The following is a 25,866-nucleotide window of genomic DNA, read 5'->3' on the forward strand; positions in this document are numbered from 1 at the left end:
TATAGGTATCTTTTATGAACGAAAAAAAAGAGAATAAAATTACATGGTTAGTAAGATTCTCATATGGTAGTGGTAATTTAATAGGTAGTGGAGCATTAGCGATTAGCGGTGCTTGGTTGCTCTATTTTTATACCACTTTTTGTGGATTAAGTGTGGTACAAGCTGCACTAATTTTTTCAATTGCCACTTATCTTGATGTCATTCTCAATCCATTGATGGGCTTTATTACTGATAATTTTTATCAAACTAAAATAGGTCAACGATTTGGACGACGTCGATTCTTTATTTTGATTGGTATCCCTCTAATGGTTATTTACCCTATGCTATGGATCGATGGTATGGGATTTTGGTATTACCTCATAACGTATATTTTATTTGAGATTATTTATACCAGCATTATGATTCCATTTAATACATTACCGGTAGAAATGACCTCTAACTTTTCGGAGCGCACTTATTTAACTGGTTCAAAAGCGATGTTTGGTAAAGTAGCGAACTTCTTAGGAGCGGCAATTCCCGGTGTATTTTTTTATTTTTATAGTAAAGAATCAGCAACCCCATTTTTATTAACCGGAATTACCTATGCAACTATTATGATGTTAGCGTTAATTTTGCTGTATTGTAATAGCTGGGAAAAACCTAAAGATGAGGTAAAAGACGAGTCAGTTCATAGCTTTTTTGAGGCTATCAAAAAGCTGTTTATTGATATTCTATCCACCTTCCGTATTAAAACATTTAGAACACATTTAGGCATGTATTTATTTGGTTTTGGTGCTGAATGGTTATTTACAGCGGTATTTACCTATTTCATTGTTTTTAGTCTCGGTGAACCACGTTCATTTGTTGCTTCAATGAATTCATTAAGTAGTATTTGCCAGTTAGTTTCCACTGCTTTTTTTATGATGTATTGTGCCAAAAAAGGCTTTAAAAAACCTTTTATTATCGCTCTATTAATTGTTGTCTCATCAATGATAGGTTATGTCGGTATCTATTACTTTAATCTACCGCATATTACTTGGCTTGTAGTGGGTATTACCATTTGGTTTGGTTTAGGAACTGGTGGTGTTTACTATATTCCTTGGAGTGTATATGTATTTTTGGCGGATGTAGATGAGGTTGTAACCAATAGACGTCGAGAAGGGGTTTACGCTGGAGCGATGACCATGGCGGGTAAACTAGTTAGAGCTTCAATTGTCTTTGTTCTTGGCGTGATATTAAGTGCATATGGGTTTGAATCGAAATCCCATATTCAGCCACAAAGTGCGATTGATGCAATCAATGGCATTATTTTATATGGTGTTATTGGTATGGCTTTAATTGGTGCATTCTTTGCATGGCGAATGAAACTTGATCATGCTACTCATTCTATCATTATTAATGAAGTTGCCCGTATCCGCCAAGGTGGCAAAATGGAAGATGTTACACCTGAAACCCGAAAAGTGGTTGAAGAACTATCAGGGATCGCTTACGACAAATGTTTTGGTAATAATAACATTGGCTTTAAGCAAAAAGAGACCACAACCAAATAAAGAATATATTTATCAGGATCAGGCTGCTGATCCTGCGGTTATACAATGCAACAGCAAACATTAGAGCCAAATTACAAGGTTAATGTTTGTAAATATAGAAGGGACAAACTTATGACGACTATATCTGTAAAAGATTTTGGCGCTATTGGTGATGGCAAATCAATAAATACTCAAGCTTTTGCCAAAGCAATTGGGCATATTGAACAATTAGGTGGTGGAACGCTAATTGTTCCTGTTGGTACCTATTTTACTGGAGCAATTAAGCTGTGTAGTAACCTAACATTGGTTATTGAACAAGGAGCAACTTTACTCTTCTCTGATGATGCTAAGGATTATCCAGTGGTTAATTCTCGTTGGGAAGGGGTTAAGCAAGATGTGTATATGCCTTGTATTTACGGACATAATATCAAAAATGTGGTTATCACCGGAAATGGTAAGATCGATGGTAATGGACAAAAATGGTGGCATACATTCCGTCATGAACGAAGCAATCTTAAATACCCACGACCTTATTTAATTGGTTTTGATTTCTGTGAACGAGTGACTATTGAAAACGTCTTTCTAACTCAATCACCTAGTTGGACCGTTCATCCAATGGAATCGAATAATGTTGTTGTCGATAATATTTCGATTCTCAACCCAGCTGATTCACCCAATACCGATGGTATTAACCCTGAATCTTGTCGTAATGTAAGAATTTCCAATTGTTATATTGATGTTGGCGATGATTGTATTGCGATAAAGGCTGGCACTGAAGAAACAGCAGAAAAAAGTCCATGTGAAAACATTTTGATTACTAATTGTAATATGATTCATGGTCATGGTGCGGTGGTTCTTGGCAGTGAAATGAGTGGCTGTATTCGTAATGTTACGATTACCAATTGTGTATTCCAAAAAACCGATCGAGGGGTAAGATTTAAAACTCGACGAGGTCGAGGTGGAACAATTTCTGACATCACATTTAGTAATATTGTTATGGACGAAGTTCTCTCTGCGTTTGTGATGAACTATTACTACTATTGTGGTCCGAAAGGGAATGATCCTATTGTTTGGAATAAAGAGCCGATGCCAATAAATGAAGCAACTCCAGCTTGCCATAACATCAGTTTTTCAAACATTATTGCTAAAAATGTACGTGCTTATGCCGGTTTTTTATATGGCATCCCTGAATCGCCAATTTCGAATATCTCTTTTGATAATATTCGGGTTTCAATGCAATTAAATGCACAAGCTGGTGAGGTCGATATGTTTAAAGATGTAAAACCAGAAGCAGGTAAAGGATTCTTTATTGAGAATGCGCAAAGTGTTTTGTTTAATAACGTTATTATTGATAATGTAGTCAGTGAGCCACTATGTGTTAAAAATAGTCAAGATGTTTATGTTAATCAATCTTTTGTTAAGCAAGATGGTAAATTAATTAGCTTAAAGGCTTAACCATGATATTTGAAATAACCGCTAGTTTATTATTAGCGGTTATTTTTTTATTTATTGGCTAATTGCATTTTTAGCTATTTTTTTAAGTCTTAAATCGACACATTTGACTCTTTTAATTAAATTGTAATTTTTATTTACCTCTCAGTAATTTGAATAACATACTGTTTATTAATGTTATTTCTACTTATTACCAATTAACCCGTTTACTAAAAATAAAATTACTTTGAAGTTGATCACATTTATCTAATAAAGCCGTTAAAGCTAAATTTTTAGCTATTCATACTCAAATTAGTGCTTAACTCTTTATAGGATAAATTATGACAAGTGCATTTTATAAAAAACCAACTTATTGGTTTGCTTCATTTTATAGCATTATGTATTACGCAGCTGGTAGTTTTGTTTTTTCTTTTTATGCAATATGGCTTAGTAAAGAGATTGGTTTAACTGCAAAGCAAACCGGTATCATCTATTCATTTAACTATTTAATTTCATTGATCATCATGATCATTTATGGTGTTTATCAAGACAAACTTGTGCTTAAGAAACATCTTATTTGGTTTCAAAGTATCATTATAACTTGTGCTGCACCGGCGTTAATTTATGTTTATGAACCACTGTTGCGACATAATTTTTATGCTGGTGTTATTTTTGGTAGTTTCTTTCTTGGTTTTGGTTGGATTGCTGGTATGGGGTTAATCGACTCATACTGTGAAAAAATAAGTCGAGCGTTTAACTTTGAATTTGGACAATGTCGTACATGGGGGTGTATTGCCTATGCTGCTGGTACGTTTGTTGCCGGTAATTTAATAAGCATTAATCCTCATCTAAATTTTTGGGCAGCTTCAGTTGTAGGTATCTGTTTTATGATACTCAATCTTAATTTCAAGCCTGATTTAAGCAAATCATCTTCGGTAGTATTTCAAAAGAAAGAAAAGTTAAGTTTTAACGAAATTGTTTCAGTATTTGCATTGAAAAAGTTCTGGATATTTGTTGTTTATGTTCTCGGAACTTATAGCTTGTACAACATTTATGACCAACAATTATTCCCGGTTTATTTTACTCAGCAATTTGAAGATGTGAATGATGGTTATCGCTTATACGGTATTTTAAATTCATTTCAGGTCTTTTTAGAAGCTGCAGTTATGTTTTGTGTGCCATTTGTGGTTAACAAAGTAGGGGCAAAAAATGCGTTAATCTTTGCTGCTTTTATTTCCGCTACGCGAATCTTCTTAACTGGGCATGTCGAAAGTATTGCTATTATTTCAGTAATAAAATTGATGCACTGCTTAGAAATCTCAACCATTTTAGTGTCAGTGTTTAAATATATTGATAATAATTTTAACGCTCGTCTCTCTGCTACCGTATTTTTAATAGGTTATCAAGTTGCTGGTTCTGTCGGTGTGATCTTGTTCTCTACCTTCGTTGGTAATTTCTATGATACTCATGGTTCAGCAACCACCTTTAATAACTTAGGTTTAGTGGTTTTAGCCTTTATGATTTTTGCAGTGTTCTTCTTAAGCCGTGATAAAAAATCAGATAGTCCTAAGCTTGAAGACAACATTAAATCATAAAACAGATTTTAGTAATTTAATAAATAGTATTTGATAAAAAATATTGAGGATACAAAATGAATATATTTAATTCAGTAACACAGTTTAACTTTGAACAAACCAGAACAATTTCTCCAGAAAATATGACTGGCGAAAAGGGTAAATCGTGTATGAAAGCTAGTGCTTTAGGACCTGGTCGAAAAGGGCAAGGCTGTATTTCAATTGCAGCGGGTGAAAGAGTGACTATTGCTGAAATTACTGGTCCTGCTGAGATTCGTCATATGTGGTTTACTTTAACCGATAAAACGCATCGAGGTAGTTTTGTATTGCGTGATGTGGTAATTCGTATTTATTGGGATGATGAAACAGTTCCTTCAGTAGAAAGTCCAATTGGTGACTTTTTCTGTAATGGTTTTGGTGCAAGATGTGATATAAATTCAATGCCAATTGTGGTTAATCCAACTGGTGGTTTTAATAGCTATTTTAGAATGCCATTTAATAAAAAAGCGCGAATTGAGATTCATAATGAACATGAAGCTGATTTACAGCATTTCTTCTTTACCATTAATTATGCGTTAATGCCAAAACCGTTTGAAAATCCGCTTTATTTCCATGCACAATGGCGTCGTCAACGTGTAACTAATTATGCACAAGATTATGTTATATTAGATAATGTTCAAGGCTACGGCTATTATGTCGGTACCTACTTAGCCCTTACTGCATTAGAGCGTTATTGGTGGGGTGAAGGTGAATTTAAATTCTATCTTGATGATGATGGTGAATATCCAACCCAACATTCAACCGGTTCCGAAGATTACTTTGGTGGTGCATGGGCATTTCATAACCGAGATAGTCAAGGACGTCCAAAAGCAAAATGTTTCCAAACTATGTTTATGGGTTACCCTTATCAAACAAACCGTGATGCGACGCGTGACTTTTTCCAAACGGGTGATTCTAATCCTGTACATGGTTTTGGTGACGATGGTTTACCAATGCATGGTTTATACCGTTGGCATCTTCCAGATCCAATTGCATTCCACAAAAATATCAAATTGGCGTTTCAACAAATCGGTAATGATGATATCAGATTGTATGAACGTTGTGATGATATTGCCAGTGTTGCTTATTGGTATCAAAGTCCATCGGTGAATAACAATCCAGTATTCCCAAATAAACAACAACGCACCCCACGTTAATATTAAGGTGATTAGTATATGGCGAGTAATAAACTGAAAATTAATGATATTGCTCGTTTGGCTGGCGTGTCGGCAACGACCGTCAGTCATATATTTAATAAACGAGATAAAAAATATCGCATTTCTCCGCAAACTAGACAAAGAGTTTTATCTATTGCAGAAAAATACCGGGATCAATCACATATTCATCAATATTTAGTTAAAGCTAACAGTACCAATACTATTGGTGTTATTGTTCCTGATATGTCAAATTCATTTTTTTCAATGTTTTTGCATCATTTAGAAGCTTGTTTCCGGCAAAAAAATATTCAATTATTGATCACTTGTAGTCATTATAATAAAGAAGTTGAACTTAAAGTTGCGCAAAATTTAGTTGAACGTAAAGTTGATGCAATGATTGTGGTAACATCATTAGATGGTGATCAATTTTATGTCGATATTAATCAAAATACACCAGTATTGCTTTTTGACCGTTATCTAAAAGATACAACATTACCTTTTATTACTAGTGAAGCATTGCAATCTGTCGCTGATTTAATCAAACCTTATGCCGAAAAGTTAGATGAATTTTATTTTATTGGCTGTGATATTCAGTTAACGTCAATTCAAGCTAGACTTAAGGGATTTAAGCAAGGTTTAGAAAGTGTTGGATTAAAAGTTGATAGAGATTGGCTGGTGAGTGATGATTATTGTCCAAATAAAGGTTACCAATTGTTGAAAAATGTTCATCAAAAATTGGGTAGGGTACCAAAAGCTATTTTTACACCATCAGGTAACTTACTGCAAGAGGTACTGAGTTATTTGGTCGAAGCTAAAATTGATCCAAAGCAGATCTATTTATGCTCTTATGATTACAATAGTTATCTTGATTATTGTTACTATCCAATAGATGCAATCGAACAGGATTTTGAGAAGATGGCGCTGACTTGTGTGAATGTCATTGATGATTTATTAAATTTTAAAGAATTAAAACATCAGGCATTTTTTATTCAGCCAAAAATTATACGCCATCGTTAATTTAAGATTTGCTGTTGTAAGTAAGATTAGCGGTTGGCATTTTTCATTATGCGAGCTTTGTCAACTTGCCATTGTCTTTCTTTTATATCGGTGCGTTTGTCGTACTCTTTTTTACCTTTTGCGACACCAATTTTTACCTTTGCCCACGCATTTTTCCAATATAAGGATAATGCAACAACGGTATAACCTTGGCGGTTAATTTGGCCAAATAGCGAGTTTAATTCGCGCTCATTAAGTAATAATTTTCGAGTACGCATAGGTTCACATACGACATGTGTAGACGCAACATTTAATGGTGTTATTGTTGCACCAAATAGCCATGCTTCACCATTTTTTAGTAACACATAACTGTCACTAATATTCGCTTTACCTGCTCGCAGGGACTTTACTTCCCAACCTTGTAGGGATAAACCTGCTTCAATTTCCTCTTCTATAAAGTACTCATGGCGTGCACGTTTATTTAATGCAATAGTTGCCGAACCCGGCTTATGTGATTTTTTCTTAGTCATAATGTGCGTTATTATAGAGTTACATGATACTATATGCCACTAATTTTAACTTTTAATTTTATTATTATGGCACATGTTTTTCATGAGGTGATCGAGCCTTATTCAACCGAACAAATGTTTGCATTGGTTAACGATATAGCTAAATACCCCGAATTTGTTCCTGATTGTATCGCAACTGGGATTATTAGCAAACAAGATAACATTCTAACTGCTTTTATTGAAGTTGAAAAATTAGGTTTTAAAAAATCATTTACTACCATAAATAAGATTAATGAACCTAATTCAATTGATATGGCATTGTTAGATGGTCCATTTAAACATTTAAAAGGACGATGGCAATTTACTCAACTGGATAACCAAAACAGTAAAATTAGCTTTAGTTTAGATTTTGAATTTAATAATAAATTAATGGGCGCTGTTTTTTCTCCTATTTTTAAAGAAGTGATGACCAATATGGTTAAAGCATTTTCGCAAAGAGCAAGGCAGATATATTAAGATGATAAATATTCAAGTTGTATATGCGCTACCTAATCAGCCGACTATTATTGATTGTGCAGTTGATGAACAAACGAATGTCTTGCAAGCAATTGCAAAATCCAATATCTTATCATTATGCAATATTCAATTAGATGGTCATTTTGTCGGTATTTATGGCAAACGTTGTGAGCTTACTGAACAAGTAAAAGATGGTGATCGTATTGAAATATATCGAGCGTTAATCAATGATCCGAAAGAGATTCGACGAAAGAAAGCGGCATTGAAAAAGAAATAAATAGAATGAAGGGAACTGAATGCATAACTTGCTGATTGAAAAAGTTGAAACTTTATGCAAAAAACGAGGTATTAAGCTGACCACTCAGCGTAAAACCGTTTTAAATATTATGCTTAAAGCCAATAGAGCAATGAGCGCATATGATCTTTTAGATCTTTTAAAAGTCAGTGAACCACAAGCTAAACCACCAACAATTTATCGTGCTCTGGAATTTTTACTTGAACAAGGTTTTATTCATAAGGTGGAGTCAACTAACTGTTATATTATTTGTCCGCATTTTCATGACCCGCAACATATATCCATTTTATTTATTTGTGATAATTGTCATCAGATTATTGAAAAGCACTCTGAAAATATTGAAAGTCAACTGAAGTTATTAGCGACGCAAAGTGAATTTTTAATAAAACATAGTGTGCTTGAAATTCATGGAATTTGTCATTCATGTCAACCTTAATTATTTTATTATGGTTAGTTAATATAGTTTGTGACACAGTAGGGCAAGTTGCTTTCAAATATGCCGCAGTGACCTCTAATGATAAAGATGGTCGTTATTGGCAGAAATTATTCGGTAACATATGGCTGTGGTTAGGATTCGGTTCTTATTTCCTTGGTTTTGTGTTTTGGTTAGCATTTTTAAGTGAGGTTCCACTATCACAAGGGATCTTATTAGGCTCTTTTAATATGATCACCGTGATGCTTGCTGGGCGCATCTTATTTAAAGAACATCTAACCCCCTTTCGATTACTAGGGATATTTTTTATAACTACCGGCGTGATATTAGTAGGATTAACTTAATGAAAAAGTTTTATATCATCGGTTTTGTCTTGTTGCTCTTTTTTGATACTTTTGGGCAAACTTTTTTTAAACTTACGGCTATTTCAGCCTTGCCTTTTGAAGCAAATATGAGTTGGTTGTTAAGAATTTTTAGTCATGGGTGGGCATATTTAGTTATGGTTGGATATGCTGGAGCATTTATCACTTGGATGGTATTGTTAAAAAAAGCGCCAGTTGGCCCAGCTTTTGCTGCATCGCATTTGCAACTTGTTACTGTGATGTTTGTATCGGTTGTTGCATTTAATGAACAAATTACGCTTACGCGCCTACTAGGGGCATTGTCTATTATTGTTGGGATTGTTTTTCTTGCTTTGGCTGAGCAGAGGTTACATCGTAAATCAGTAAAATAAACAGAATTGAGATAATCACCTTTTTAATAGGAACCAATATAGTTAATTTACATTGATCCCCAATAGTAAAATAGAAAAGGTTTTATTCTATTTTAATTAGCCACGATCTCGCTCCATCACAACTAGATAAGCTTCTCGTCGCCAGAATAAAAATAAACGGCGCAAATCTTTTTGCATTGTTATAACGCGCCAACCTTGCTGTGCATTATCATTTAAAAAAGCACCAAATTTTTCAGGATTTGCATTAGCTGCTCCCAAGAGCATTGAAGACAAAGCGCCTTCTTGATAAATTACTACTTTATATTCTTTCATTGTTTTCATACCTTCTTAAAATAAACAAGATAATCTCTAATAATTGTCAAAATTAAGAGAAAATCGCGTTAATAATACGCATATTTGGGATATTAATCCAGTGGCAGTGAAATGAATGATTGAATTTTAATCAATTTTGGTCGAAGTATAGCAAATAAAATAACAATGAAATTTTTAGTGAGGCCTTAGCTAAAAATAGCTCACAAGCCAAATTCTTAACTAATATTAGCGATAAATTAAATTTGCTTATCTAAATTTTTAAGCATTTCAATAATTAGTCTATTAGCATCAGGAAATTCATCCGCATTTAGATCTTCTTGATCAATCCAACGGCTTGGTTGCCCTTCTTTCGCAAAAGGTACGCCATCCCATTCTTCTACTAAGTAGGCATGAATTGTGATATCGCGATCATCATAACAGTGTTCAAAGGTTTTTAAAAATTGAGCCTGATGAATGTTGATATCAACTTCTTCGGCAATTTCGCGTTCTAATGTTTGATAAGGTGTTTCACCAGTTTCGATTTTTCCGCCAGGAAACTCCCAAAAACCAGCAAGATGAGAATCTTCACCGCGTTGGGTGATAAAAATTTGACAATCTTGTGAACGAATTATACCTACAGCAATTTCAGTATGTTTTTTCATGGTCCTGTCTGTTTATGATTAAAGTTAGGGAAAGACTATGCTTTCCCTTTTGATTTTTAAGTAACAAAATTCGTTGATTTAAACATCAATATTGTTTAATCATACTAAATTTTTGGCTTAATTAACAGCTCCATGACAATGTTTATATTTTTTTCCAGATCCACATGGACAAGGAGCATTACGTCCTACTTTAGCTTGCGTGCGGACAATCGGTTGTGATGAATTTGATGCTTGCCCATCATTCTCACCATCAATACCGGTCACTGATTCATGGTTAGCCTGTTGTTTCGCCATTAATCTTTCAATTTCAGCTTGACGTTGACGTTCAGCTTCATCAACTTCTTCTTGTGAACGAATTTGTACGCGGCTTAAAATACCAATTACATCATATTTTAAAGATTCTAACATATTGGCAAACATATTGAATGATTCACGTTTGTATTCCTGTTTAGGATCTTTTTGTGCATATCCTCGTAAATGAATACCTTGACGTAAATAATCCATAGCAGATAAATGCTCTTTCCATAACGTATCAAGCGTTTGTAACATAACGCTTTTTTCGAATTGTCTGAAGGCGTCAGCGCCAGCTGCAGTTTCTTTTTCAAGATATTTATCTTGTGCAAGTTGTAAGATGCGTTCACGTAAATTTTCTTCATGAAGATTTTGCTCTTCATCAAGCCATTTAGCGATAGGTAAATCTAAATCGAAATCATTTTTTAAGGCTGCTTCTAATCCAGCAACATCCCACATTTCTTCAATCGATTGTGGTGGAATATATTGATCAATAACCGTCGAAAATACATCGCCACGTATTGAATCAATTGTCTCTTTGATATCTACGTTATCTAATAAATCATTACGTTGGCTATAAATAGCTTTACGTTGATCATTGGCTACATCATCATATTCGAGTAATTGTTTACGAATATCAAAGTTGCGACTTTCAACTTTTTTCTGAGCATTAGCGATAGCTTTCGTAATCCATGGGTGTTCAATTGCTTCACCTTCTTTCATACCAAATTTACGCATCATATTACCGACACGATCCGATGCGAAGATACGCATTAATGGATCTTCTAATGATAGATAAAAGCGAGAAGCACCTGGATCCCCTTGACGACCAGCACGACCACGTAATTGATTATCAATTCGGCGTGATTCATGACGTTCAGTACCAAGAATATATAATCCACCTAGTTCAATAACTTCTTCATGTTTCGCTTGCCATGCTTGTTTCGCTTTTTCGATATCTGCTTCAGTAGGATTTTCTAATTTTGCAACTTCACTTTGCCAGTTACCACCAAGCATAATATCTGTACCACGACCAGCCATATTCGTTGCGATTGTTACGGCCCCTTTACTACCTGCGTCAGCAATAATTTCGGCTTCTTGCGCATGGAATTTGGCGTTAAGAACATTATGTTTGATGCCTGCTTTTTTAAAGGCATGTGAGACAAGCTCTGATTTCTCGATAGATGCAGTACCGACTAATACCGGTTGTCCTCGTTTAACACAAGCTTGTACATCAGCCACGATAGCATCGATCTTTTCTTTTTCGGTCATATAGACAAGATCAGGCTGATCTTTTCTTACCATAGGTCGGTTGGTAGGAATTACAATAGTATCCAAACCATAAATTTGGTTAAATTCGAAAGCTTCAGTATCAGCAGTACCTGTCATACCAGCTAATTTTTCATAGAGACGGAAATAATTTTGGAAAGTGATAGAGGCTAATGTTTGATTCTCATTTTGAATTTTAACATGCTCTTTAGCTTCAACCGCTTGGTGTAAACCGTCAGACCAACGACGACCATCCATTGTACGGCCTGTATGTTCATCAACAATAACGATTTCATTGTCTCTAACAATATAATCAACATCACGATGGAATAAGTGATGGGCACGAAGCGCTGCATTAACATGGTGCATTAGTACAATATTACTAGGTGCGTAAAGTGATTCATCACCTTTCATAATGCCTTGTTTTATTAGTAATTCTTCAACCTTAATTAAACCTCGTTCGGTTAAGTTAACCTGACGAGATTTTTCATCAATTGAGAAGTCTCCATCACCTTGGAACTGATCCGAATCTTCTTTTTCTTGACGGATTAAATGTGGAATGATTTTATCGATACTAACATATCTATCTGAGCTATCTTCAGCTTGACCAGAAATAATTAGTGGTGTTCTTGCTTCATCAATTAAAATTGAATCGACCTCATCCACTAAAGCATAATGAAGTGGGCGTTGTACTCGGGCCTCTTTACTAAAGACCATATTGTCACGCAAATAGTCAAACCCATATTCGTTGTTAGTACCATAAGTGATGTCGGCATTGTAAGCTTCACGTTTTAAATGCGGTGGCATATTAGGTAAGTTAATGCCCACTGTTAAGCCTAAAAATTCAAATAAAGGACGATTATTTTCAGCATCACGTTGCGCTAAATAATCATTAACGGTGACAACATGTACCCCTTTACCGGTTAACGCATTTAAATAAGCAGGCAACGTTGCGGTTAATGTTTTACCTTCACCGGTACGCATTTCAGCTATACAACGTTCATTTAGAACCATACCACCAATTAATTGCACATCAAAATGACGCATACCAAATACACGCTTACTTGCTTCACGGACTACGGCAAAAGCTTCTTCTAATATATCGTCTAATTTTGTACCGTCGGCAATTTTTTGTTTAAATTCGTTAGTTTTTGCCTTAAGTTCATCATCGCTTAATGCTTCCATTGCTGGTTCAAGGGCATTGATGGTTTCAACACGCTTACGCATAGATTTTAATACGCGTTCATTACGGCTACCGAATACTTTAGTTAATAATTTTAATAACATAACTTTTCTCTTATTGTTTTTTATAATGGGAGATATAAGGATTAAACCTTATTGAATAAATTAATTAATTTGATTATGTAAAATCTATTAAGCGGTAGCGTTTGGACCGGCTCTAATTCCATTATAGGGAGATAATCGAATAACAGTATTTGGACTAACTTCGTCATAATTTCGCACGATAATTTGCTTATCGTAATGCTGTTTTGGTGACAAAGATAAGATTTGCGAGGCTTTTTTAGTTGGAATTTGCTGATCTTGAACTATTTCAGTAATCGCAATAATTCCAACTTGAGTTGTAAATGATTGAACTGGTAACGCATTTTGTTGGTAAAAACCGAACCCAGTAGCAATTACACCTAATAATAAGTGCGATAATGCGGTTTTAATAATAAGGCGTTTACTTATATGTTGCCAGTAATTAATCATAGTCATAACCGCAGTATCTTAGCATTTTTTGCCAAAATGAAAAACTATTATTGATTAATAAACTGTCTGAATATTCGAATTTTTATGGTAATAGTAATTAAAAATACCCACCATGTTTTATAGTAGGTATATAGTTAACTAATCCTTAACCATTAATTGTCCCATCATACCGAGTGTTTCATGTTCAACAATATGGCAATGATACATGCGTAATCCTGGCATATTTTGTTGAATTTTTATGGTGATTTTTTCGTGAGGACGTAAATTGATGGTATCTTTTAATGCAACATATTCTGGTGGATATTTTTTACCATCAAATTCATGCGATACAACCGTGAATTGTGTACCATGAATATGGAAATTATGATCCATATGTGAATTATTGAATATTGTCCACTCCTCAACATCATGGATTTTACTTTCTAGATCAATTCGTTTCATATCATGGAGTTTGCCATTAATTAAAAACAGCATGCCACCTCTTGGTTCGTTCTTGTCCATGACCTCTGTATATTCAAGCGTTTTATGCGCTTTTGCTTCACCAATTTTAGGTAGAGTTCGTAATGGCGAAGGTAAAACAATCGAATTTGCTTGTTGTAACTCTAATTCAGCAAGTATTATATCTTGTTCTGGTGGTACATTTCCCATCTTACCGCGATCATAACCAATTGATTGTAAGTAAACCGTACCGGTTTGTTTGGGTAAAATTACCAATTCTGCGCGTTCGGCAGGTGATAATAATAGTGGCTTTTCAAGGGAAATTGGTTCAGGCATTAATCCACCATCACTACCCACTAAAAAGACATCACAACCTGGAATTGAAAGGTTAAGATAACGTCCAGAACAGGCATTCCAAACACGAACACGTGTTGCAGTATTAACTTTCATTTTTGGACGATAACCACCATTAATTAATACAAATTGTCCTTCTCGACCATTCATCCAATCAGTCATTGAGTTATCGGCAATTTCTCCTTTGTCTGTCAGTTTCAGATCTGAGAAAAACCAATTTAGTTCCGGTAAAGATTCTAAAGGGTCTTTTTTACTACGAACTATAAATACTCCCGCTAATCCTCTAGCGACTTGTTCAGCAACGGTGTTATGACCATGAGGATGATACCAATAGGTACCAGCACTGTCTTCGGGAATGGTAAATTCGTAAATACGTTCACTGCCTGCAGGTATTTCATCTTGTGGATTGCCATCTTGATTTGATGGCACAAGTAAACCATGCCAGTGCACTGTTGTTGGTTGTGACAGTTTATTTTTTACTGTCAATTTGACTTTATCACCTTCATAAACTTCAATAAGTGGCCCTGGTATTGAATCATTGTAAGCCCAAAATTCTGTAGTGATATCAGGCGTTAATTCAATTTTTACAGGTTTGGCTTCAATAGTAGCTTCAAATATACCTGATTGATGACTACTATTTTTTAACAGCTGGAATTTGGGTAAATCATGACCTTTTGGTAGTGCTGAAGTAGATAATAGTTTTTGTGGTTGTTTGTTGTTCATATTCATATTCATATGATCGTGCATGTTGTCCCCCTTATCACAATTATCAGATTTAACATCACAAACCATGTCAGACATTGATGAATGATCCAATTTGGCAATGGCTTTAGTCGCAATTAAACCACCAACGGCAGCGGTAATATTCATTATAAAATTTCGGCGTTTCATAGTATTCCTATAATCATTTATTTAGTTAAATAATAACTAGTAGTTAGCTCTCCCAACTCGTCTAGTCGTTCAGCAAGCTAACGTGTTATTGATTTCCAGTATTTATTACTAATATTTAACAGAGCGTAAATTAGCTAATTTTTGGTGGTTTTAACTCAGGAATAAATTCTTTATATTCAGGAATAAAATTTGTTGGTAGATATTGTTCACGGTAAATCGGATAATCAATATTAACGCTATAATTAGCAATAGCCATGCCACAAGCAAAACAATGATTAACTGATTCACTAATAAAAGGTTTTGTTGATTTAGAAGTCGGCAAATCAATTACTGGAGAGTGATGATTTGCGTTCACCCTTAAAGATTGTAAGCTAGGTGAATGATGAACAGTACAAGGTTTGGACATAATGAGTGGAACATGCCAAATAGAATAAAAAAACAAAAAGATTATCGATATAATTAAAATATTTACTCGCTTTTTGTTTATAGTTAATGACATTATTTATCACGCAATTAATCTAGCAAACCTTGTATTTATTTTACTAGAGAAAACACTAAATTTATACTATTTTGACAAGTGGAAGTTTTATTCAACTTCACTTGCTAATAATCGCCAATCTTTCAATCTGTAACATCAACAATAATTGGTATATTAATGGTTATTTAGTACAAGATGATCATAAAAATATATAAGCCAAATATAATTGGTTCTGGTATCATATTCGCATAAAAAACATTATGAATAATAGCGATATGAAAATTCTTTTTGGAGTACAAGGAACAGGAAATGGCCATATCAGTCGTTGTCGAACATTAGCCAAAGCTTTAAAAAAGGCTGGAGCGGATGTTGACTATATTTTAAGTGGTCGTGATCCTAAAGATTATTTTGATATGCAAGCTTTTGGCAACTACCGAACATTTGCTGGTCTTTCATTTGCTACGCTTAATGGCAAAATCAATTTTCGTAAAACTATCCAAAGAATTCGGGCTTTTAGATTAATTAAAGATGTTCGTGATTTAGATTTATCTGCATATGATTGTATTATTAGTGACTTTGAACCGGTTAGTGCTTGGGCTGCACATCATCAAAATCGAGAATGTTTAGGTATCAGTAATCAGTCTGTTTGCCAATATCTCAAGCCTAAAGAATATGGCACGATAGCAAATGTGATTATGAAATACTATGCTCCAGTTACACAACCTATTGGTTTACATTGGTTCCATTTTGGTCATAAATTGGTTCCGCCAATGATTGATTCATTTGCTACACCACCAACTGAAGATGGTAAAATTGTCGTTTATTTGCCTTTTGAAGATTTAACTGAAATTACTGGATTATTAAGTCAATTTTCGCAATATCAATTTAGTTGTTTTCACCCTGAGATAAAACAATCTTCTGCGCATGGTAATATTTTATTGCAACCGTTAAGTCGAGATAATTTTACTCAAGCTCTATTAAGTTGTTCTGGTATTATTTCAAATACTGGATTTGCTCTAATTTCAGAAGCATTATCTTTGGGTAAAAAGATTTTAACTAAACCAGTAGCAGGTCAATTTGAACAAGTTTACAATGCCCAATGTTTGCAGTCTTTAGACATGGCAACCGTTATGGAACATTTAAATAATATGAAGTTGAAATACTGGCTTGGTCTACCGTCACCTAAAGCTATTATTTATCCTGATGTGGCGACTGAATTAGCGAATTGGATTGTTTCAGGTCAAAAAGAGACATTACTTTCTTTAAGCCAAAGACTGTGGTCGCAGACTAAATTTCCGAGTAATGTTAGTGAACGTATTAAATCTTTAGGTTATGTATAAAGGAACTACAATGATATTAAGTATAATTGTTGCAATGGCTGATAATCGTGTGATTGGTATGAACAATCAAATGCCATGGCACATGCCTGCAGATTTAGCATGGTTTAAAAAAAATACATTAAATAAACCGGTGATTATGGGGCGTAAAACGTTTGAATCTATTGGTCGACCATTGCCTAATCGCCACAATATTGTCATCAGTCGACAGGCTGAGAGTAATACGTCAATTAATGCTAATGTTAGTTGGGTTAAATCGATTGATGAGGCAATATCAATTATTAATCAACTACAAGTAGAAGAAGCCTTTATTATAGGTGGTGGTAATATTTATCAACAGGTATTACCTTTAGTTAATCGACTTTATTTAACGCATATTGATGCCAAATTGACTGGCGATACTTATTTTCCTGATTATTTACAAACATCATGGCAACAAATTTATTCAGAAAATCATAAAGCGGATGATAAAAATTGTTATGATTACCAATTTGAGATTTTACAGCGAAGTTAATCAATAGATAAGGTTGCCACTCACATACTAGCGGCAACCGAATTATTATGCTTGTAAGCGTTTTGCTTCCAGCACGTCAGAAAGTTGTTTAATTTTATTCATAACTCTTTCAAGAGAGTCCTGATCAAAAATTTGCATATCCATATCAATCGTTGCAATTTGTTGTTTCATATCTATGCGACTCGAAACTCCTAAGACATTTACTTTTTCATTAGCTAAAATTGTTGTTATGTCTCGCAATAAACCACTTCTATCACTAGCTATGATGCGAATGACCATCGTATAACTTGCGTTATGATTACCACTCCATACCGCACTGGTGATTCGTTCTGGAGCATGATTTTTTAGCTCTTGCAACTGTTCACAGTCTGAACGATGGATTGAAATACCTCGTCCTTGGGTAACAAAACCGACAATTGGATCACCGGGGATAGGGCGACAACAATTAGCAATGGTGTAGAGTAAATTATCTACACCTTCAATAATAATTTCACCACCTTTTATCGATGATATTTTATTGGTATTTTTGGCTTGAGAGGTTGATTTTTGGGTGATCTGTTTAAGAACAGCTTCATCTTCCTCTTCAGCTGTTGGCTTATTAAATTGGGCATTAATAAAATTAACCAGTTGGTTAATTCTAACATCCCCACTACCTATCCCTGCTAATACTTCGTCAAACGAATGGGCGTTATATTTACTAATCAGAATCTTTTCGACACTTTTTAGGCTAATATTTAACGGTTCTAATTCATTGTCTAAAATTTGTTGACCAGCAGCTATATTTTTATCTCGATCTTGTTTTTTAAACCAAGCTTGTATTTTTGCTCGTGCACGGCTGCTATTTACAAATCCAGTATTTGGATTTAGCCAATCGCGGCTTGGATTAGGTTGTTTTTGGGTGATAATTTCAACTTGATCGCCCGTTTTTAATATATAGGTAAACGGTACTATGCGACCCGCAACTTTAGCTCCGATACAACGGTGACCAACATCACTATGAATGTGATAAGCAAAATCTAACGGTGTTGAACCGGCAGGCAAGTCAACAACATCACCTTTTGGTGTAAATACATAAACGCGATCATCAAAAATTTGACTACGCACAGTTTCTTGAATTTCACCACTTTCTGACATCTCTTGTTGCCAAGTTAATAATTTACGTAGCCAAGAAATGCGCTGATCGTAGGCAGTCATTTTATCTGTACTGCCTTCTTTGTATTTCCAATGTGCTGCTACACCTAATTCAGCATCATTGTGCATTTGTTCGGTACGTATTTGAATTTCAATAGTTTTATCATTTGGACCATAAACCACGGTATGAATTGATTGATATCCATTGGGTTTTGGATTGGCAACATAGTCATCAAATTCTTTTGCAATATGTTTATAATGGCTATGTACGATACCTAAGGCATTGTAACAGTCTTCGATTCGCTCACAGATGATGCGTACCGCTCGAATATCATATAAATCTTCAAATTGTAGATGTTTACGTTCCATTTTTCGCCATATGCTATAGATATGTTTAGGGCGACCGTAAACTTCGGCACGAATATGATCTTTATTCATCATATCCTGTAAATTTTTAACAAATAGATTGATATATGATTCGCGATCTAGACGTTTCTCATGTAATTTATGGGCAATAAAACGATATTGGTCAGGATGTAAATAACGGAAACAGAAATCTTCAAGCTCCCATTTTAATTGACCAATACCTAGTCTATTCGCTAAAGGGGCATAGATATTAAAACACTCTTTAGCAGCTAGCACTTGATCTTCTTTGGGTGCATGCATCAAATTACGTAAATAAGTGATACGCTCCGCTAGTTTAATGACTACACTACGGAAGTCATTAACCATCGCAAGTAACATACGACGAATACTATCAATTTGTTCGTTTGTTGCATGACCATTACGGATAGCACGGAGTTGCCTAATGTCCTTCATTTTGACAACACTAGAAAGAATATGAATAATTTCACGGTCAAAATTTTCAGGTAGATCTTCACGGCAGATAATTTTAGTATCAAAGAAAGGGAGTAAAAGGGCGGTTGCTAAACTATTAATATCCATATTTAAGGTTGATAAAATTTCAACCATTTCAATTGCATTTTGGAAGCAATTGACTTGCTCTGGTGCACCAGCGCTATGCTCAAAACAAAAATCCCAAATATCTTTAAACTTTTGATAAGATTCAATATTGGTTAATAACAGTTCTTGTTTTGCCCATTGTTCAACATCAAACTGTGCGAGAGTATAATGCTCGTCATTTTGTTGATGGGCGCCTCTAATTGATACCATAATTATTATCCTGATTTAGTTAACATCAACATTGATTCAATGTGCTTAGTTTGTGGAAACATATCCAAAATAGCAACTTTTGCAATGTTGTATCCTTCCTCAATAAATAGCTTGCAGTCCCTAGCTAATGTAGCAGGATTGCATGAAATATAAACTATTTTTGTAGGCGATATCTTAACAATTTCTGCTGTAGCATTATAAGCACCGGCTCTAGCAGGATCTAATAATACTTTATCAAATTTTGACTGATTCCATATTGAAAATTGCTGTTTATCTTCTAAATTACAGGTGAAAAACTGGGTTTTAGCTACAATTTTATCTTTATTTAGTTTAGCATTGATCTTGGCTTTTTCCACCAGAGCATCAACACCTTCAATACCTGTTACTGATTGGCTGTTTATTGCCATAGGTAACGAGAAATTACCCATACCACAAAATAGGTCGAGTATTTTATCATCTGAAGTTATATCTAACCACTCTAAAGCCTTATCAATCATCTTTTGATTAATTTGACTATTAACTTGTATAAAATCAAGTGGACTGAAAGTTAATTTTAGATGATTAATCAGATAATAATGTTCAGTGGTGCCACTGATATGGAGCAGTTCATGACCATGAAAATAGAGTGAAATATTGTGAGCTTCAGCGAATTTTTTTAATAAAATGCTATCTTGTTCTGTTAGTGGCATGGTGTGTCTTAACACAAGGATAATGCCACTATCGACAGCAATTAATTCAATATGTCCAAGTGATTTTTTTTGTTTAATTTGTCTTAAACAAGACTGTAATGGCATTAATAATTTATCTAATTGTTCAACTAATACCGGACAGTGTTCTATATTTATAATTTGGTTTGATTCTGCCTGCCTAAAGCCGATAAATAATTCACCTTTAACAAAATTAATTGATAATCTAGCTCTCCTACGATAATGATATGGTTGGTCGGCAATGATATTAGGTGAATTGTCTTTATAGTCCAACTCCGCCCCAGCTTCTTTCTGCAATAGTTTGATTAAGGCTTCATATTTAGCTTGTTGCTGTAAATTTGATGAAATATGTTGTAATTCACAGCCACCGCATTTTGTATAGTACTTACATTGTGGTTTAACTCGCTGTTGGCTGTGATTGTGGTATTTTATAACTTTTGCTTTGGCATAATTTTTTTTATCATCAGTTAGTTGAATATCAACAGTTTCATCGGGTAAAGCAGATTTTATAAAAATTGTTTTACCTTTATGATTTGCGACACCTTGACCGAACGCATCTAAATTAGTGACAGTAACTGTCAATTTTTGTGGAGTAAACTTCTTTTTTGTAGGGGTGTAAAAATTAACCATATTAATAAATTGAAATTATGTTAGCCGTTTTAGTAACTCTGTTTTGACATGTAAAGGTACTAAATTAGAGATGTCTCCACCATGGAAAGCAACATCTTTAACAATAGTCGATGAAATAAATCCCATCGCAATAGACGGCATTAAGAAGATAGTATCTAAATCAGGTTTTAATGCTCGGTTCATTTCAGCTAATTGTCTTTCGTATTCAAAATCGTGAGTTGTTCTCACTCCTCTGACTATCACTGTCGCCGCATGCTTTTGGGCGAAGTCAGCCATAAGATTATCAAAGCCAATCACTTCCACATTCAATAAGTGTTCAACCGATGTTGAGGCTAAGTTTACTCGTTCTTCTAAAGTAAACAGTGTTTTTTTATTTGGATTTTGAGCTATAGCTACAATTAAACGTGGAAACAATTGCGATGCACGGGTAATTAGGTCTATATGACCATTGGTGATTGGATCAAATGTTCCCGGAAAAATCGCTGTGAGCGCTTTGCTTTTCATCTATCTTATTATCCATTAGTGAATAGGGGAATATCATACCTAATTTTAACCTAGATTGTTAGGTTAACTATGTAAAATCTTCGATTTTTTAGCCTAAAAAATCCCTTTCCTCAATATTTTTTATAGTGATAAAAAAATATTGAGAGTAACGTAAATGTTAGTTGTTCTGTGTATAATTTTTAACCAATTTTAACTATAAAATATTAGTTATTTGTTAGTTTTATCTTTGTAGTATACATCACTAAGGTTGCTCAATCTTTCTGCAGCTTGTTCTGGCGTTAGATCTTGTTGCGCTTCTGCTAGCATTTCATCACCGACCATGAATTTTTTAATACTGGTTGAACGTAATGGAGATATTTAGATTGTCTAATCGTTTAAACTTTAAACATTTATAGACAATCTAATTTATTTATTTTTTAAATTCTTTTAGGCGGGTTTCAAACTCTTGCCACTGATAAAAACCATCACTATTTGCTACTGCATTTTTTAGCTGAAGTTGGTAATGTTGTGGTGGATGATTGATATCAAGTGGTTGCGCGGTGTAAAGTTGTTCAAAACTTTGATAAACGTATTCAGCTTTAAACAAATATTCCCCCGATGCTTTATTACGATAACGTTGTAATATAACCATACCACCAATTGGTGTATTTTCACATTGGTTAGGAAGTTGGTATTCGGCAAAATCCAAGGCACCAAGTAGTGCAGCAATGGTACTATCATGGCCAACGAGTAAATTTACCTTGTTATTCTTTTGGTGTAACAGATCATCTATCATATTAATTAATAACGCACTATTTTTTCGAGCTATAGATCTGGAATGAAAAACTAAATTAATATAGTGGTTACGAATTTGTATAAGTTGTTGCCATTGTTCGTGGCTGGTTATTTTTCCCCATGCAATTTGTTCTTTAGGAAAAGCTGAATAGTACTGTAATAAGAAAGCATCAACAGCACAAATACCAATTGCTAGAGGCCCTAATAATTCTGGCTCTTCATCTTTTACAAAATGAAGATCATAAGGAATATCAGCAAAATCACATTGATATTCAGCATATAATTGTGAATTTTTATAGTCCAAAATATCCGATAGCATCGCATAAGCTGGCGCTAAATTTTTGAAAATTGATTCAGCTTTATCTGCATCATCAATATCTTTTAATAATGCTTGTTTAGATTCTGGTGAATCATCTTGTACACTTGGATCAAATATAGGGTCCATTTTTTCAATGGTATATTTGTGGTTAACCGGGATATCATAACCCGCAAAAGCCCCTGTAACTAAGAATTGCGCGGTGGCAACTGTTCTTTGAAGACTATTAGCATAAACATATATATCAGGATTTTCCGGTGTAAGGCTAATGTTTTGTTGTTCAAGCCATTGCGATAGATAATGTCCAAAATAAGATTCTAAAACACCTCCTCTGGTAGTTAAATAACCATAAGCATGATCCCAACTTGGCCATTTTAATGGGCTAGCTTTTTCTAAAAACTCTATGGTGTTTGCTAATGGAGTGCGTATTCCATGACGACTTAGTATTACAACTTTATCTAATTGGTATTGATCTTTTTTCATTTAGTTATCCATCCTTGTTTATGCAAATAATTTAAAACGAAATCTCGTTGCCCTTTGCTAATTGTTTCTGCAATTTTATCACTCCAACCATTGGTTTTTTGATTAGTCAGTCGATGCTCATAGTATTGACGCATCTGAGTATCATATTGAGCTAATAATTGGTGATTGATTGGTTGATAATGATTTTCAAAAAAAACCAATTGTTTTGGTAATCGTGGTTTATTATCAGGATTTTGGTCAGGATAACCGATACAAAGTCCAAATAAAGGAAGAACATATTTAGGTAGCGCAAGTAATTCGGTCACTTTAGCAATATTATTGCGTAAACCTCCAATGTACACCGTACCTAAACCTAATGATTGTGCTGCAATAACCGCGTTTTGAGCCATAAGTGTGGTATCAATACAACCCACTAGAAGTTGCTCGGCTTTTTCAAGTGGAATAGTAGCATCAATTTGAAAATGGCGGTTAAAATCGGCACAAAATACCCAAAACTCTGGCGCTTGAACGATATAACTCTGATCGCCTGAATAATGAGCTAATTCTGATCTTTTCTCACTATCAGTGATTCTAATGATGGTAGCGCATTGTAAAAAGTTTGAACTTGGAGCCGATTGTGCCGCTTGAATAATTGCATCAATCTGTTCAGTCGTTAATGGCGTTAATTTATAAGACCGAATTGAACGACGTTGGCAAATTAAATCAATTGTCTCATTTTGCATAACGGCTCCTTGATATCACTATTTTTTTTAAATTGCAAATCCCAAACGCCATGCCCTAGATTTTGACCGCGTTTTTCGAATTTGGTAATAGGTCGATCTTCGGGTCTTGGAATATAGTCGTTAGTTGCAGATAAATTTTTGAATCCTTCTGCTTGACTTAATACTTCAAGCATATGCTCAGCATAGTGTTGCCAGTCAGTAGCTAAATGTAAAATACCATCAGTCTTCAATTTTCTATGAATTAAAGCAACAAAATTAGGTTGAATGATTCGACGTTTATTGTGTCTTGCTTTATGCCATGGATCGGGGAAGAAAATTTGCACCTTATCTAATGAGTTATCAGGTATCATGTTTTCTAACACTTCAACGGCATCATGGCACATAACTTTTAAATTAGATAATTGATTTTCCTCAATTGCCATTAAACAAGCACCAACGCCGGGTTTATGGACTTCAATACCTAAAAAATTCTTGGTAGGGGCATTTTTTGCCATTTCAATTAATGAAGCGCCCATACCAAAACCGATTTCAAACACCACCGGTTTGTTTTCTTCAAAAACAATTGGCGAGGTAGCATTGTACTCAATACCATAGATAGGCCATAAGTGAGTTAAAGCCTGTTGTTGCCCTTTAGTTAAACGGCCTTGTCTTAATACAAAACTACGTATTGTTCGTTTAGATTCTGTTACTTGGTTATTTGTGTTTAATTGTTCACTCATTGCGTATCTGCTGTAAGGTTAAATAGATTATTAAGGTAATAGATCATCTTAGCTATATAGTAGTTTACCTGATTTTTTATTCACTTCAAAAAAACATCTTATTAACTTAGTTTTTTATAGATTAATGTGATGAATGTAAAATATTTTTAATAAATTTTTATAATGTGGTTGAGCATAATCTGTAAATGATTATATAATTGTGATCCCGATTTAACCGATTACGTTTTATGTAATCATGATTACATGCTTGAGGATTTCTCGTGCCTGATATGAAGCTTTTTGCTGGTAACGCCACACCCGAACTAGCAAAACGTATAGCTAATCGTCTTTATACTTCTCTTGGTGATATTATTGTTAGCCGTTTTAGTGACGGTGAAGTAAATGTCCAAATTAATGAAAATGTCCGTGGTGAAGATGTTTTTATTATCCAATCAACTTGTGCGCCTACCAATGATAATTTAATGGAATTATTAGTGATGATTGATGCGATGCGTCGAGCATCTGCTGGTCGTATTACTGCTGTTATTCCTTATTTTGGTTATGCAAGACAAGATCGTCGCGTACGTTCAGCCCGTGTGCCTATTACAGCCAAAGTTGTTGCTGACTTTTTATCGACTGTAGGTGTTGATAGGGTTTTAACCGTTGATCTTCATGCTGAACAGATTCAAGGCTTCTTTGATGTACCCGTTGATAATGTGTTTGGTAGCCCTGTTATTTTAGAAGATATGTTGCAACGTGATTTTGAACGCCCAATCGTGGTATCTCCAGATATTGGTGGTGTGGTTCGTGCTCGTGCTATTGCTAAACTTTTAAATGACACTGATATGGCGATTATTGATAAACGTCGTCAACGTGCTAACGAAGCAGAAGTGATGAATATTATCGGTGATGTTGCTGATAGAGATTGTATTTTAGTTGATGACATGATCGATACGGCAGGAACACTTTGTAAAGCGGCTGATGCATTAAAAGCTCGTGGCGCAAAACGTGTCTTTGCTTATGCGACCCACCCAATTTTCTCAGGAAAAGCTGTAAGTAACATTAAAGATTCTGCTATTGATGAAATTGTAGTTTGTGACACAATTCCATTAACTGCGGAAGTTAAAGCATTGAAAAATGTGCGTCAACTTACATTATCAGGTATGCTTGCTGAAGCAATTCGACGTATTAGTAACGAAGAATCGATTTCAGCAATGTTCCATCAATAATCTTTTCTTCTGAATTAGATAAATGCCCCTGTTAGGGGCTTTTTTGTAATAACAAGATAATTAACGATTA

General features: G+C 34.6%; 26 protein-coding genes and 1 pseudogene. 13 read left to right on the forward strand and 14 right to left on the reverse strand.

Features of this window, described 5'->3' with window-relative positions; all coding sequences use genetic code 11:
• Positions 1 to 14: 14 nt before the first annotated feature.
• From H3T56_RS05160 to H3T56_RS05180, 5 genes are all read left to right on the forward strand, one after another.
• Complete coding sequence (locus tag H3T56_RS05160) at positions 15 to 1,529, forward strand: MFS transporter (protein WP_086360246.1); 1,515 nt, start codon at positions 15 to 17, stop codon at positions 1,527 to 1,529.
• A 111-nt stretch (positions 1,530 to 1,640) separates the two neighbouring features.
• On the forward strand, positions 1,641 to 2,963 hold the full coding sequence (locus tag H3T56_RS05165) for a glycoside hydrolase family 28 protein (RefSeq protein WP_198192192.1): 1,323 nt from the start codon (positions 1,641 to 1,643) through the stop codon (positions 2,961 to 2,963).
• Positions 2,964 to 3,280: 317 nt separating this feature from the next.
• Positions 3,281 to 4,534, forward strand: a complete 1,254-nt coding sequence (locus tag H3T56_RS05170; RefSeq protein WP_065577592.1) for an oligosaccharide MFS transporter — start codon at positions 3,281 to 3,283, stop codon at positions 4,532 to 4,534.
• Positions 4,535 to 4,590: 56 nt separating this feature from the next.
• Positions 4,591 to 5,709, forward strand: a complete 1,119-nt coding sequence (locus tag H3T56_RS05175) for a glycoside hydrolase family 172 protein (RefSeq protein WP_198192193.1) — start codon at positions 4,591 to 4,593, stop codon at positions 5,707 to 5,709.
• Between the two features lie 18 nt (positions 5,710 to 5,727).
• Complete coding sequence (locus tag H3T56_RS05180) at positions 5,728 to 6,726, forward strand: substrate-binding domain-containing protein (protein WP_198192194.1); 999 nt, start codon at positions 5,728 to 5,730, stop codon at positions 6,724 to 6,726.
• Between the two features lie 26 nt (positions 6,727 to 6,752).
• Here H3T56_RS05180 and smpB read toward each other — a convergent pair whose 3' ends face one another.
• A complete protein-coding gene (smpB, locus tag H3T56_RS05185; RefSeq protein WP_065577589.1) occupies positions 6,753 to 7,235 on the reverse strand; it encodes an SsrA-binding protein SmpB in 483 nt (160 codons plus the stop codon).
• Between the two features lie 33 nt (positions 7,236 to 7,268).
• Between smpB and H3T56_RS05190 the strand changes: the two genes are divergently transcribed.
• From H3T56_RS05190 to H3T56_RS05210, 5 genes are read left to right on the forward strand one after another with little or no spacing between them, the layout of a single operon-like run.
• Positions 7,269 to 7,730, forward strand: coding sequence for a type II toxin-antitoxin system RatA family toxin (locus H3T56_RS05190; RefSeq protein WP_081298773.1), 462 nt, complete (start codon positions 7,269 to 7,271; stop codon positions 7,728 to 7,730).
• Position 7,731: 1 nt separating this feature from the next.
• A complete protein-coding gene (locus H3T56_RS05195) occupies positions 7,732 to 8,007 on the forward strand; it encodes an RnfH family protein (protein WP_065577588.1) in 276 nt (91 codons plus the stop codon).
• Positions 8,008 to 8,026: 19 nt separating this feature from the next.
• Positions 8,027 to 8,461 (forward strand): zinc uptake transcriptional repressor Zur, encoded by a 435-nt coding sequence (gene zur, locus H3T56_RS05200; protein WP_065577587.1) that lies wholly within the window; start codon positions 8,027 to 8,029, stop codon positions 8,459 to 8,461.
• Positions 8,449 to 8,802, forward strand: a complete 354-nt coding sequence (locus H3T56_RS05205; RefSeq protein ID WP_065613901.1) for an EamA family transporter — start codon at positions 8,449 to 8,451, stop codon at positions 8,800 to 8,802. Before zur ends, H3T56_RS05205 begins: the two co-directional genes overlap by 13 nt.
• Positions 8,802 to 9,191 (forward strand): multidrug efflux SMR transporter, encoded by a 390-nt coding sequence (locus H3T56_RS05210; protein ID WP_086360252.1) that lies wholly within the window; start codon positions 8,802 to 8,804, stop codon positions 9,189 to 9,191. The genes H3T56_RS05205 and H3T56_RS05210 overlap by 1 nt, the downstream gene beginning before the upstream one ends.
• A gap of 96 nt (positions 9,192 to 9,287) precedes the next feature.
• Here the strand turns inward: H3T56_RS05210 and H3T56_RS05215 are convergent, their stop codons facing one another.
• The 6 genes from H3T56_RS05215 to H3T56_RS05240 all read right to left on the reverse strand — a co-directional run bounded on the left by H3T56_RS05215 (position 9,288) and on the right by H3T56_RS05240 (position 15,506).
• Complete coding sequence (locus H3T56_RS05215; RefSeq protein WP_065577584.1) at positions 9,288 to 9,503, reverse strand: DUF4177 domain-containing protein; 216 nt, start codon at positions 9,501 to 9,503, stop codon at positions 9,288 to 9,290.
• Positions 9,504 to 9,739: 236 nt separating this feature from the next.
• Positions 9,740 to 10,144 carry an 8-oxo-dGTP diphosphatase MutT gene (gene mutT / locus H3T56_RS05220; RefSeq protein WP_065577583.1) on the reverse strand — a complete coding sequence of 135 codons (405 nt, stop codon included), beginning with the start codon at positions 10,142 to 10,144 and terminating at the stop codon, positions 9,740 to 9,742.
• A 117-nt stretch (positions 10,145 to 10,261) separates the two neighbouring features.
• The gene (gene secA / locus H3T56_RS05225) at positions 10,262 to 12,991 is read right to left on the reverse strand and encodes a preprotein translocase subunit SecA (protein WP_198192195.1); all 2,730 of its coding nucleotides are present in this window, start codon (positions 12,989 to 12,991) and stop codon (positions 10,262 to 10,264) included.
• Between the two features lie 87 nt (positions 12,992 to 13,078).
• Positions 13,079 to 13,417 carry a hypothetical protein gene (locus H3T56_RS05230; RefSeq protein WP_198192196.1) on the reverse strand — a complete coding sequence of 113 codons (339 nt, stop codon included), beginning with the start codon at positions 13,415 to 13,417 and terminating at the stop codon, positions 13,079 to 13,081.
• Between the two features lie 138 nt (positions 13,418 to 13,555).
• Positions 13,556 to 15,100, reverse strand: a complete 1,545-nt coding sequence (locus H3T56_RS05235) for a multicopper oxidase family protein (protein WP_198192197.1) — start codon at positions 15,098 to 15,100, stop codon at positions 13,556 to 13,558.
• Between the two features lie 130 nt (positions 15,101 to 15,230).
• Complete coding sequence (locus H3T56_RS05240) at positions 15,231 to 15,506, reverse strand: hypothetical protein (protein ID WP_065651489.1); 276 nt, start codon at positions 15,504 to 15,506, stop codon at positions 15,231 to 15,233.
• Between the two features lie 347 nt (positions 15,507 to 15,853).
• Here H3T56_RS05240 and H3T56_RS05245 point away from each other — a divergent pair, with 347 nt between their 5' ends.
• Complete coding sequence (locus H3T56_RS05245; RefSeq protein WP_165756021.1) at positions 15,854 to 16,918, forward strand: MJ1255/VC2487 family glycosyltransferase; 1,065 nt, start codon at positions 15,854 to 15,856, stop codon at positions 16,916 to 16,918.
• 10 nt (positions 16,919 to 16,928) lie between these two features.
• Positions 16,929 to 17,429, forward strand: coding sequence for a type 3 dihydrofolate reductase (gene folA, locus H3T56_RS05250; protein ID WP_034902020.1), 501 nt, complete (start codon positions 16,929 to 16,931; stop codon positions 17,427 to 17,429).
• Between the two features lie 45 nt (positions 17,430 to 17,474).
• On the opposite strand, the gene relA is transcribed toward folA, so the two are convergent.
• From relA to trmB, 7 genes and pseudogenes are all read right to left on the reverse strand, one after another.
• A complete protein-coding gene (gene relA, locus H3T56_RS05255) occupies positions 17,475 to 19,733 on the reverse strand; it encodes a GTP diphosphokinase (RefSeq protein ID WP_198192198.1) in 2,259 nt (752 codons plus the stop codon).
• A 5-nt stretch (positions 19,734 to 19,738) separates the two neighbouring features.
• Positions 19,739 to 21,070 carry a 23S rRNA (uracil(1939)-C(5))-methyltransferase RlmD gene (rlmD, locus tag H3T56_RS05260; protein WP_065577579.1) on the reverse strand — a complete coding sequence of 444 codons (1,332 nt, stop codon included), beginning with the start codon at positions 21,068 to 21,070 and terminating at the stop codon, positions 19,739 to 19,741.
• Positions 21,071 to 21,085: 15 nt separating this feature from the next.
• On the reverse strand, positions 21,086 to 21,574 hold the full coding sequence (gene coaD / locus H3T56_RS05265; RefSeq protein WP_065577578.1) for a pantetheine-phosphate adenylyltransferase: 489 nt from the start codon (positions 21,572 to 21,574) through the stop codon (positions 21,086 to 21,088).
• Between the two features lie 207 nt (positions 21,575 to 21,781).
• A pseudogene (locus H3T56_RS05270) lies at positions 21,782 to 21,922 on the reverse strand (galactose-1-phosphate uridylyltransferase); the annotation flags it as partial.
• A gap of 61 nt (positions 21,923 to 21,983) precedes the next feature.
• The gene (agp, locus tag H3T56_RS05275) at positions 21,984 to 23,147 is read right to left on the reverse strand and encodes a bifunctional glucose-1-phosphatase/inositol phosphatase (RefSeq protein ID WP_198192200.1); all 1,164 of its coding nucleotides are present in this window, start codon (positions 23,145 to 23,147) and stop codon (positions 21,984 to 21,986) included.
• Positions 23,144 to 23,869, reverse strand: a complete 726-nt coding sequence (gene nfsA, locus H3T56_RS05280) for an oxygen-insensitive NADPH nitroreductase (RefSeq protein ID WP_198192201.1) — start codon at positions 23,867 to 23,869, stop codon at positions 23,144 to 23,146. Before nfsA ends, agp begins: the two co-directional genes overlap by 4 nt.
• Positions 23,845 to 24,588 carry a tRNA (guanosine(46)-N7)-methyltransferase TrmB gene (gene trmB, locus H3T56_RS05285; protein ID WP_198192202.1) on the reverse strand — a complete coding sequence of 248 codons (744 nt, stop codon included), beginning with the start codon at positions 24,586 to 24,588 and terminating at the stop codon, positions 23,845 to 23,847. The genes nfsA and trmB overlap by 25 nt, the downstream gene beginning before the upstream one ends.
• Positions 24,589 to 24,848: 260 nt before the next feature.
• Between trmB and H3T56_RS05290 the strand changes: the two genes are divergently transcribed.
• Positions 24,849 to 25,796, forward strand: coding sequence for a ribose-phosphate pyrophosphokinase (locus H3T56_RS05290; RefSeq protein WP_086319756.1), 948 nt, complete (start codon positions 24,849 to 24,851; stop codon positions 25,794 to 25,796).
• Positions 25,797 to 25,866 lie beyond the last annotated feature (70 nt).

Origin of the sequence: Gilliamella sp. W8123, assembly GCF_016101085.1 — a bacterium.
GTDB classification, from domain to species: Bacteria; Pseudomonadota; Gammaproteobacteria; order Enterobacterales; family Orbaceae; genus Gilliamella; species Gilliamella apis.

Bases quoted from the DNA above. Each gene is read 5' to 3' on its own strand.
- H3T56_RS05160 (WP_086360246.1), top strand. From the start codon at position 15: ATGAACGAAAAAAAAGAGAATAAAATTACATGGTTAGTAAGATTCTCA.
- H3T56_RS05165 (WP_198192192.1), top strand. From the start codon at position 1,641: ATGACGACTATATCTGTAAAAGATTTTGGCGCTATTGGTGATGGCAAA.
- H3T56_RS05170 (WP_065577592.1), top strand. From the start codon at position 3,281: ATGACAAGTGCATTTTATAAAAAACCAACTTATTGGTTTGCTTCATTT.
- H3T56_RS05175 (WP_198192193.1), top strand. From the start codon at position 4,591: ATGAATATATTTAATTCAGTAACACAGTTTAACTTTGAACAAACCAGA.
- H3T56_RS05180 (WP_198192194.1), top strand. From the start codon at position 5,728: ATGGCGAGTAATAAACTGAAAATTAATGATATTGCTCGTTTGGCTGGC.
- smpB (WP_065577589.1), bottom strand. From the start codon at position 7,235: ATGACTAAGAAAAAATCACATAAGCCGGGTTCGGCAACTATTGCATTA.
- H3T56_RS05190 (WP_081298773.1), top strand. From the start codon at position 7,269: ATGCCACTAATTTTAACTTTTAATTTTATTATTATGGCACATGTTTTT.
- H3T56_RS05195 (WP_065577588.1), top strand. From the start codon at position 7,732: ATGATAAATATTCAAGTTGTATATGCGCTACCTAATCAGCCGACTATT.
- zur (WP_065577587.1), top strand. From the start codon at position 8,027: ATGCATAACTTGCTGATTGAAAAAGTTGAAACTTTATGCAAAAAACGA.
- H3T56_RS05205 (WP_065613901.1), top strand. From the start codon at position 8,449: ATGTCAACCTTAATTATTTTATTATGGTTAGTTAATATAGTTTGTGAC.
- H3T56_RS05210 (WP_086360252.1), top strand. From the start codon at position 8,802: ATGAAAAAGTTTTATATCATCGGTTTTGTCTTGTTGCTCTTTTTTGAT.
- H3T56_RS05215 (WP_065577584.1), bottom strand. From the start codon at position 9,503: ATGAAAGAATATAAAGTAGTAATTTATCAAGAAGGCGCTTTGTCTTCA.
- mutT (WP_065577583.1), bottom strand. From the start codon at position 10,144: ATGAAAAAACATACTGAAATTGCTGTAGGTATAATTCGTTCACAAGAT.
- secA (WP_198192195.1), bottom strand. From the start codon at position 12,991: ATGTTATTAAAATTATTAACTAAAGTATTCGGTAGCCGTAATGAACGC.
- H3T56_RS05230 (WP_198192196.1), bottom strand. From the start codon at position 13,417: ATGATTAATTACTGGCAACATATAAGTAAACGCCTTATTATTAAAACC.
- H3T56_RS05235 (WP_198192197.1), bottom strand. From the start codon at position 15,100: ATGAAACGCCGAAATTTTATAATGAATATTACCGCTGCCGTTGGTGGT.
- H3T56_RS05240 (WP_065651489.1), bottom strand. From the start codon at position 15,506: ATGTCCAAACCTTGTACTGTTCATCATTCACCTAGCTTACAATCTTTA.
- H3T56_RS05245 (WP_165756021.1), top strand. From the start codon at position 15,854: ATGAAAATTCTTTTTGGAGTACAAGGAACAGGAAATGGCCATATCAGT.
- folA (WP_034902020.1), top strand. From the start codon at position 16,929: ATGATATTAAGTATAATTGTTGCAATGGCTGATAATCGTGTGATTGGT.
- relA (WP_198192198.1), bottom strand. From the start codon at position 19,733: ATGGTATCAATTAGAGGCGCCCATCAACAAAATGACGAGCATTATACT.
- rlmD (WP_065577579.1), bottom strand. From the start codon at position 21,070: ATGGTTAATTTTTACACCCCTACAAAAAAGAAGTTTACTCCACAAAAA.
- coaD (WP_065577578.1), bottom strand. From the start codon at position 21,574: ATGAAAAGCAAAGCGCTCACAGCGATTTTTCCGGGAACATTTGATCCA.
- agp (WP_198192200.1), bottom strand. From the start codon at position 23,147: ATGAAAAAAGATCAATACCAATTAGATAAAGTTGTAATACTAAGTCGT.
- nfsA (WP_198192201.1), bottom strand. From the start codon at position 23,869: ATGCAAAATGAGACAATTGATTTAATTTGCCAACGTCGTTCAATTCGG.
- trmB (WP_198192202.1), bottom strand. From the start codon at position 24,588: ATGAGTGAACAATTAAACACAAATAACCAAGTAACAGAATCTAAACGA.